This window comes from Actinomadura sp. GC306, assembly GCF_004348665.1.
GTDB lineage: Bacteria > Actinomycetota > Actinomycetes > Streptosporangiales > Streptosporangiaceae > Spirillospora.
Genome location: NZ_SMKM01000318.1, coordinates 1 through 6975, shown reverse-complemented (window position 1 = coordinate 6975; position 6975 = coordinate 1). Strand labels below are relative to the sequence as shown.

The window sequence follows — 6975 nt, the reverse complement described above, 5'->3', positions numbered from 1 at the left end:
GGGGGTGACGGGCGACTTTCCCGACGCGAAGGGAGCCGTCTCGGTGGGCGTCGAGGATGCGTTGCGAGCCGCCGGCGAGGCCGGCGCCGGAGGGGCGGGCCGCGCGGCCGGCCGTTCTCGGCGACGTGGAGGCGGGTCGGTGGGCGAGGTCCTCGGCGAGGTGACGTTACCGGGGGTGCGGCGGTCGGTCGGGTGCGCGCGGAGCTTCGTCCGGGAGGCGGTGCTGGGGCATTCCCCTGCGGACGAGCGGCTCTTGGACGATCTGGTCACGGTGGTGAGCGAGACGGTCTCGAACGCGGTCACGCACACGGCGTCGGGGCTGGCGGGCGGGGAGGTGACGGTCGTCCTGTCCCTGGTGGACGGGGTGTACCGGCTGGAGGTCGCCGATGACGGGGCGGCGGGCGCGCGGCCGCACGTCAAGGCGGAGGTGGGCGCGGAGTCCGGTCGCGGGATGCGGATCGTGGCCGCCCTGGCGGCCCGCTGGGGGTTCCGGGCGGACGGCCCCCGGACGGTGGTGTGGGCGGAGTTCCCGGCCCCGGCCGCCGGGGGCCGGGACCGGGCGCCGTTCAGCGACCGCGGTTGAGTTGCCGGGTGGGCATCTGCCGGGCGTTGCGGCGATTGTTGTTCGCGAAGTTCACCGACCTGAAGTCGGCCTTATTCCGCTTGCCCTTCTTCTTCGTCTTGGCGAAGGGCGCGGGGACGGGATTGTTGTGAATGGCACGCATGAAGACAACACCTCCGGGCACGTTTGAATTCGGCCGCGAAAAGGGCCGATGAGAAGGCTTTGCTGACTGGCGGCGCAGGTCACAGCCGGTGTGAGCGGATGTGGCGAAGGGCGCCGGGCTACGGCGGTCGCACCGCCGGATGAAGTGGGAGCGGGCCCGCGTCCAGACTGGGCGGGCGGCTCGACCGGAGAGGTATCAAAGCTTCATGCGTAAGAGTTAGCCATAGTCGCCCGATTGGTGTCAACCCATTAATTGGCGCAGGTCGGAAATCGCCTCCCCGGCCCTCGGGTCGGATGCGGAGTGCGGAGTGCGCTCTGGTCACGCACGGTCAGCGGATCGGCACACATGGTGCGGCACCGGCGGGAGTGCATCGAACATTCCGCCGAAGCAGTGATGATCTTCGCTTATCGGCATAATCACCCGAATGGCGATATCGCTCCCGGTGCGGTTCCGCAGCGACGGGGTGCGGGTGGCGGTGGAGACCGATCCGCTGCACGCCCCGCTGCGCGACTTCCTGCTCAACGACCTGGGCGAGGACATCTCCGCGATCGTCCGCGCCCAGGGACGGCTGAGCGGTGACCGGTACGAGCCCTGGCAGGAGCTCTACCGCTACCACCGCCTCGACTTCGACGGAACGATCGTCCACGTGCGCGACGTCGCGGGATGGGCGTCGTGCGACCTCGACCCCGCGGTGCTGCGGCGCTGCCTGGACGAGTACCTCCAGCAGGTCGGGGCGCTGCAAAGCCGCCGCAGCCTTGAGCGCACGCTGGGCGACGCGTCGTCCGGCGAGCCGGTGGCCACGTCCCTCGCGCTGGGGTCGGTCTCCCACCGGACACAGGGCTGGGGCCTCATCCGGACACCGCGCGCCGTTCTGGAGGACATGGCGGGGCTCACCCCCCACCCGGACGCATGCCTTCCCCACGGCGTCCTGAGCACCGGCTCGGGTGCGTGCTGGGCGGACCTTGCCGTCCTGGACGGGACGCACACCCGCCTGCGCAGCGGGACCAAGACGTTCTTCCCCCGTGGCATCGACCCGGAGCGGCTCATGACCGAACTGGGCATCACCCTGACGCAGGCCCGTTTCCTCAGGTCCGTTCCAGGGGCGTGGTACGGCTTCGTCGCTGGTGTCCCGGCGCACGGCTACGTCGACCCGGACATGGTGCTGCGTCTGCCCTGCGAGCCGATCGAGGTCGCGGGCGTCGTGCAACGTGTGAGGGCGTTCTTCCCGGAGCTGGCGGACTCCGGGGTCGACCTGGAGGCGGCGGCGTCCACCGCGAGCGGGTGCACCTCAGCGGTGTACGGGCCGCGGCACGTGCTGACCGCGTTCCTCCTCCACGACGTGCAGAGCCACCGGCACCACCTTGAGGTCGTCCGTGCCGCGCGCCCGGGATGGGAGCACACGGGGAACGCCTGCCACCTCCGGCTGGACGTGCAGACCGCCCGCCTGGAGCACCTGTGGCTCCCGGGGCACGCCTGCGAGATGCCGACCGGCGAGTTCGCCCGCGTCCTCGACGAGTACGAACGCCTCCTAGCGTCCTAGCGCCTCGTCCTGGCTCCGTGGCTCCAGTGCGGTGACCACGGTGTCGGTGAGCGACGCGCCCGCCATGCCGTCCGTGTCCAGCTCGGGGTCGTAGATGGTCACCTGGAGGCCGAGCGCGCGCGGGCTCGCCACCAATGTCGTCAGCACGGACGTCAGTTCCTCGAACGACAGGCCGTTCGGGTTGGGGGAGTCGACCGCCGGCATGACGCTCCGGTCGAGGACGTCGGCGTCCAGGTGGATCCAGAAGCCGTCGATCGGCACCGCCTCCAGATGGTCCCGAGCCGCCCGCCCGGCCGCGTCCGCGCCGTGCTCGCCGACGTACTCGGCCGGGAAGCGGCGGATGCGCGAGGCGTCGAACGCGGCCAGGTCGAACACCTCGGCGTCCCCGGGCTCCACCTGGGCGCCGAGGTGCGCGACGTGCTCCTCCGCGACGTAGGGCCGCAGCCCGCGGATGTCGGCCAGCGCGCCGGGCCCGTGTCCGGTGACGAGCGCCAGCGCCGACCCCGCGGCGGTGAGGCGCCCTGCGACGGCCGCCGGGTCGCGGCGGGGCGAGTAGTCGTCGTGCCCGTCCAGGTACGCCAGCCCGAACGTGCCGCGGTGGCGCAGCGCGAGCATCGGCCCGAGCAGGATGCCGCAGTCGCCGCCGAGCACGACCGGGAACCGGCCGGTGTCCAGCAGCTCCCCGACGCGCGACGCCAGCCGCTCGGAGTAGTCCGCGATGCCCGGCCCGTTGAGGTGGCCGGTCTCCTCGTCCGGGCCGAACAGGTAGGGCGGCGGGTCGACCCGCCCGGCGTCCTCGGCGCCGAGGCGGCCGACGATGCCGTGCCCGCGCAGCGCGCGGGCGAGCCGGCGCACGCCCGGCTCGTGGTCCTCGCGCGGCGGGCGCAGCCCGAGGTTGGACGGGGCGTCGAGGACTGCGATCATTCTGGCAATCTAGACCAGGCGGGGAGGGGGCGCCGGATGGCCGGCCGGACTTCGCTCGTGGACCGCCTCCTCGGCCTGCCCGCGGCGCCGGCGCGGCGCGTCCTGCTCCGCCGCGACCTGCGGGTCCCCATGCCGGACGGGGTCGTGCTCGTCGCCGACCTCCGCCGCCCGCGCGGCGCCGGGCCGCTGCCCGCGGTGCTGATCCGCACCCCCTACGGCAAGGAGCGGCCCGCCCTCCGGCTGTTCGGGGGCGTCCTCGCGCGGCGCGGCTTCCAGGTCGTGGTCCAGAACGTGCGCGGCGTCCCCGGGTCGGGCGGCTCGTTCCGCGCCTTCCACCACGAGCGGGAGGACGGCCTCGCGACGCTCGCGTGGCTCCGCGCGCAGCCGTGGTGCGACGGCCGGGTGGCGATGGCCGGGGCGAGCTACCTCGGCTTCACCGCCTGGGCGGTCGCCCCCTACGCGTCGCCGCCCCTGGAGGCGCTGGGGCTCGCCGTCACCGCGTCGGAGTTCGCGAGCTCCTACTACCCGGGTGGTGCGCTGTCCCTCCACAACACGCTGATCTGGTCGGCGTTGATGGGCACCCAGGGCGCCGGCCGGCGCCCCCTGCACAACCGGCGCGTGCGCCGGGCGATGTGGCATCTGCCCGTGGGAGAGGCCGATACGGCGGCGATCGGACGTCCCGAACCGTTCTTCCAGGAGGTCACCGCCCACGCCGGGCTGGACGACGGCTTCTGGCAGGACACCGACCACAGCGGCGCCGTGCCCGAGACCACCGCGCCCACGACGATGGTGACGGGCTGGTGGGACCTCTTCCTCCGCCGACAGCTCCGCGACTTCACGGCCCTGCAGGACGCTGGACGCGACGTCCGCATCACCATCGGCCCATGGGGACATGACACGAAAGCCCTCCGCGCCATGCTCGTCGACCAGGTCTCCTGGCTCGAAGCCCATCTGCACGGCAACAAGGTCGGGTTGAGCCGAGCGCCGGTAAAGCTCCATCTGCAAGGCGCCGACCGCTGGCTCGACTTCGACCGATGGCCGCCGCCCGGAACCGAACCCACACCGCTCTACCTGTCCCAGAGCCTGTCCTGGGACGTGCCGGCCGATGTCGGGCCCGTGGAGTTCACCTACGACCCGCTCGACCCCACACTGACCGTGGGCGGCCCCCTGCTGTCCCCAGGGAAGGGCGGGCAGCGGGACAACAGGCGGGCCGAACGCCGTCATGACGTAACCGTCCTTACCGGCGCGCCCTTGGAACGGGACCTCGACATCATCGGCCCCGTCTCCGCGACGGTGTACGTCCGCACGGACACCGGGCACGGCGACCTGTTCCTCCGCCTCTGCGATGTCGGCCCAGACGGCGTCTCAAGGAACGTCACGGACGGCATCCTCCGCCTGGACCCGGACGATGCCCCGGACGGAGGTGTCGCCCGCGCGAAGATCGAGATGCATCCGACCGCCTATCGGTTCCGCCGCGGGCACCGGCTCCGCGTCATGCTGGCCGGGGGCGCCTTCCCCCGGTTCGCCCGCAACCTCGGCACCGGCGAACACCTCGGCAAGGCGGTGGCGCCCCGCAGCACCCACTACGAGATTCATTGCGGCGCCGCATACCCGTCGGCCCTCCACCTCCCCGTCCGGGACGGCTGAGGAGGGTCAGCCGGGCAGCGCCCCGGAGTCCGCGCGGAGCGCCTCGTACTCCTTCAGCACCTTCTTGCGGGCGCGGGCCGAGAGCCGGTCGATGTAGAGCCTGCCCTCAAGGTGGTCGGTCTCGTGCTGGAGGCAGCGGGCCAGCAGGCCCGTCCCCTCGACCGTGATCGGCGTTCCGGCGACGTCGAAGCCGTAGACGGTCGCCTGGTCGGGACGCGCCAGGCGGGCGTGGGGGCCCGGCACGGACAGGCAGCCCTCCTCGTCGTCGTCCAGGCGCCGCTCCTCCAGCGAGGGCAGTTCCAGGACGGGATTGACGACGGCGCCCTTGCGCCGCTCCCCGTCCTCGTCCGGGCAGTCGTAGACGAAGACGCACAGGTCCACGCCGATCTGGTTCGCGGCCAGGCCGACGCCCTCCGCCTCGTACATGCTGGCGAACATGTCGTCGGCCAGCTCCCGCAGCGCCGCGTCGAAGTCCTCGACGGGACGGCATGGTCGATGCAGGACAGGCGTCCCCACCATCGTGATCGGTCGCACCCGTCCCGTCATCCCCGTGCCCTCCCGGCCCGTCAGGGTCATTCCTTATACGTCGGTGCAAAAATACATCCGATGCCTGATCGCGGACGGTGTTCCGTTCGTCGCACACCGTGGCCCGTTCGTCGACGGGGACGGCCGAAGCCTCGAACCGGCGGCCCCCGCCTCGCTACCTTCGACGCATCCGCCGGGCGGCCGATGCGATCGCCGCTTCGGGGGGAGCGCCGGTCCTGTGTACGCATCCAGGGCCGACCCGGCGGAACGGGGGGAAGAGGGGTCACTTCGGGGGAAGTGACCCCTCCGTCCGTTTCCGGAGCGTTCTCCTGGCGAACCACCGCCGCCCTTCCCGCCGCCCCGGCCGCGATCCGGCTCACCGCCTTCCTGACGGCTCTTCCATGCCCGCGCGTCCTCCCGCGAGCGCCGGGGTGATCCTTTGTGGGGTGCTCGGCGTGTCGTGTCGGTGCGGTGGCGCGGCAGGGGAAGTACTCGTCCGCAGCAGGCGGTGGATCTTCCTGGAAAGCTCCAGCCGGAATTCTTCGTAAAAATTCTCCCGGCCCGGGTAAAGCAGTCGGGCGCGCGGCCAATTGTTGTTAGATCAGACCGGGTGCTGAACGTTTCCGGCGTAACGGTGATGCGGGCGCCAAATGGGCCGGCCGTGGAAACTTGACGCGGCGGAGTTCGACAATCGCGGTGGGCTGCGAAATGGTTCCCCCCATGTATTCACGATTCAGGGGTGCCGGGTCGGCCGGGCCCGCCAGGTGGCTGCTCGCCTTTCTCGGTGCACGCGAACAGGCGATGCGCACCCATACCGGACTGGCCACCGGGCCCGCGGAATGGCTGCTGGTCTTCCTTGAGGTCGAGCGCACCGAACTCGCCGCCCGGCAGCGCCTCGTCGAGCGCGCCGCGCCGGTGCTGTCGCGCCGCGGCAGGTCCGAGGAGTCCCCGTTCGGCCGGCTCACCGCCCGCAGCGCATAGAGGAAGACCATGACCATCGAGATGTTCCTCGCCGCCCTGACCGGCGGCGCGATCGGCCTCGCCGAGCTCGTCGCGCGGTACCGCGACAAGCCGGTCAGCGCCCTGCTCTCCCCGGGCGGACTGCTGTTCGTCTTCGTCAACGCGAGCGCCGCGATCGTCGCGCTCATCGCGCTGGCCTCCTCCGGCTACACGTTCGGCCTCCCCGCCGAGACGCCCCCGGTGAACCTCGCGGTGATCCAGGTGATCACCGCCGGGATCGGGTCCGCGGCCGTCCTTCGCATGTCGTTCGGCCCGGTGAACGGCCGGGCGGGCGCCGGGCCCATCGCCCTCCTCAACGGCATCCTCCGGATCGCCGACAGCGAGCTGGAGCGCAAGCGCGCCCTCAGCCGGCTGTCGCACAACGACCTGTCGGGCCTGTCGTTCGAGCGGGACCACGCGGCCCTCGCCGAACTGTGCTGCCACCTCATGCGCGAGTTCGACCTCGCCGAGGCACAGCGGCTCGGCGGCCTCGCCGCCGAGCTCAGCCACCGCGACGACCTCACCGACGCCGACAAGCTGGACTGCTGGGGCCTGGAGCTGACCCGGCTGGTCGGCGAGCGCGCGCTCCGGCAGGCCGCGCGCCGGCTGCGGGAC

At 72.1% G+C, this 6975-nt stretch carries 8 protein-coding genes; 5 read left to right on the top strand and 3 right to left on the bottom strand.

Annotated elements, in window-relative coordinates; translation table 11 throughout:
• Positions 1–175 precede the first annotated feature (175 nt).
• Positions 176–583: an ATP-binding protein gene (locus E1200_RS29305; protein WP_165950513.1), complete on the top strand. Its 408-nt coding sequence runs from the start codon at positions 176–178 to the stop codon at positions 581–583.
• On the opposite strand, the gene E1200_RS34100 is transcribed toward E1200_RS29305, so the two are convergent.
• Positions 567–725: a hypothetical protein gene (locus E1200_RS34100; RefSeq protein WP_165950512.1), complete on the bottom strand. Its 159-nt coding sequence runs from the start codon at positions 723–725 to the stop codon at positions 567–569. The genes E1200_RS29305 and E1200_RS34100 overlap by 17 nt on opposite strands.
• 424 nt (positions 726–1149) lie before the next feature.
• On the opposite strand from E1200_RS34100, the gene E1200_RS29300 reads away from it, so the two are divergent.
• Positions 1150–2265: a hypothetical protein gene (locus tag E1200_RS29300; protein WP_131955320.1), complete on the top strand. Its 1116-nt coding sequence runs from the start codon at positions 1150–1152 to the stop codon at positions 2263–2265.
• Here the strand turns inward: E1200_RS29300 and E1200_RS29295 are convergent.
• Positions 2254–3189, bottom strand: a complete 936-nt coding sequence (locus E1200_RS29295) for an arginase family protein (RefSeq protein ID WP_131955319.1) — start codon at positions 3187–3189, stop codon at positions 2254–2256. The genes E1200_RS29300 and E1200_RS29295 overlap by 12 nt on opposite strands.
• A 36-nt stretch (positions 3190–3225) precedes the next feature.
• Here E1200_RS29295 and E1200_RS29290 point away from each other — a divergent pair, with 36 nt between their 5' ends.
• Positions 3226–4836, top strand: coding sequence for a CocE/NonD family hydrolase (locus E1200_RS29290; RefSeq protein ID WP_131955318.1), 1611 nt, complete (start codon positions 3226–3228; stop codon positions 4834–4836).
• A 6-nt stretch (positions 4837–4842) separates the two neighbouring features.
• Here E1200_RS29290 and def read toward each other — a convergent pair whose 3' ends face one another.
• Positions 4843–5382 (bottom strand): peptide deformylase, encoded by a 540-nt coding sequence (gene def, locus E1200_RS29285; protein ID WP_207933605.1) that lies wholly within the window; start codon positions 5380–5382, stop codon positions 4843–4845.
• Positions 5383–6081: 699 nt separating this feature from the next.
• On the opposite strand from def, the gene E1200_RS29280 reads away from it, so the two are divergent.
• Together E1200_RS29280 and E1200_RS29275 are read left to right on the top strand one after the other, a co-directional pair.
• Positions 6082–6342 (top strand): hypothetical protein, encoded by a 261-nt coding sequence (locus tag E1200_RS29280; protein WP_131955316.1) that lies wholly within the window; start codon positions 6082–6084, stop codon positions 6340–6342.
• Positions 6343–6351: 9 nt separating this feature from the next.
• Positions 6352–6975, top strand: a 624-nt coding sequence (locus tag E1200_RS29275; RefSeq protein ID WP_131955315.1) for a hypothetical protein, incomplete at its 3' end; no start/stop codon positions are given.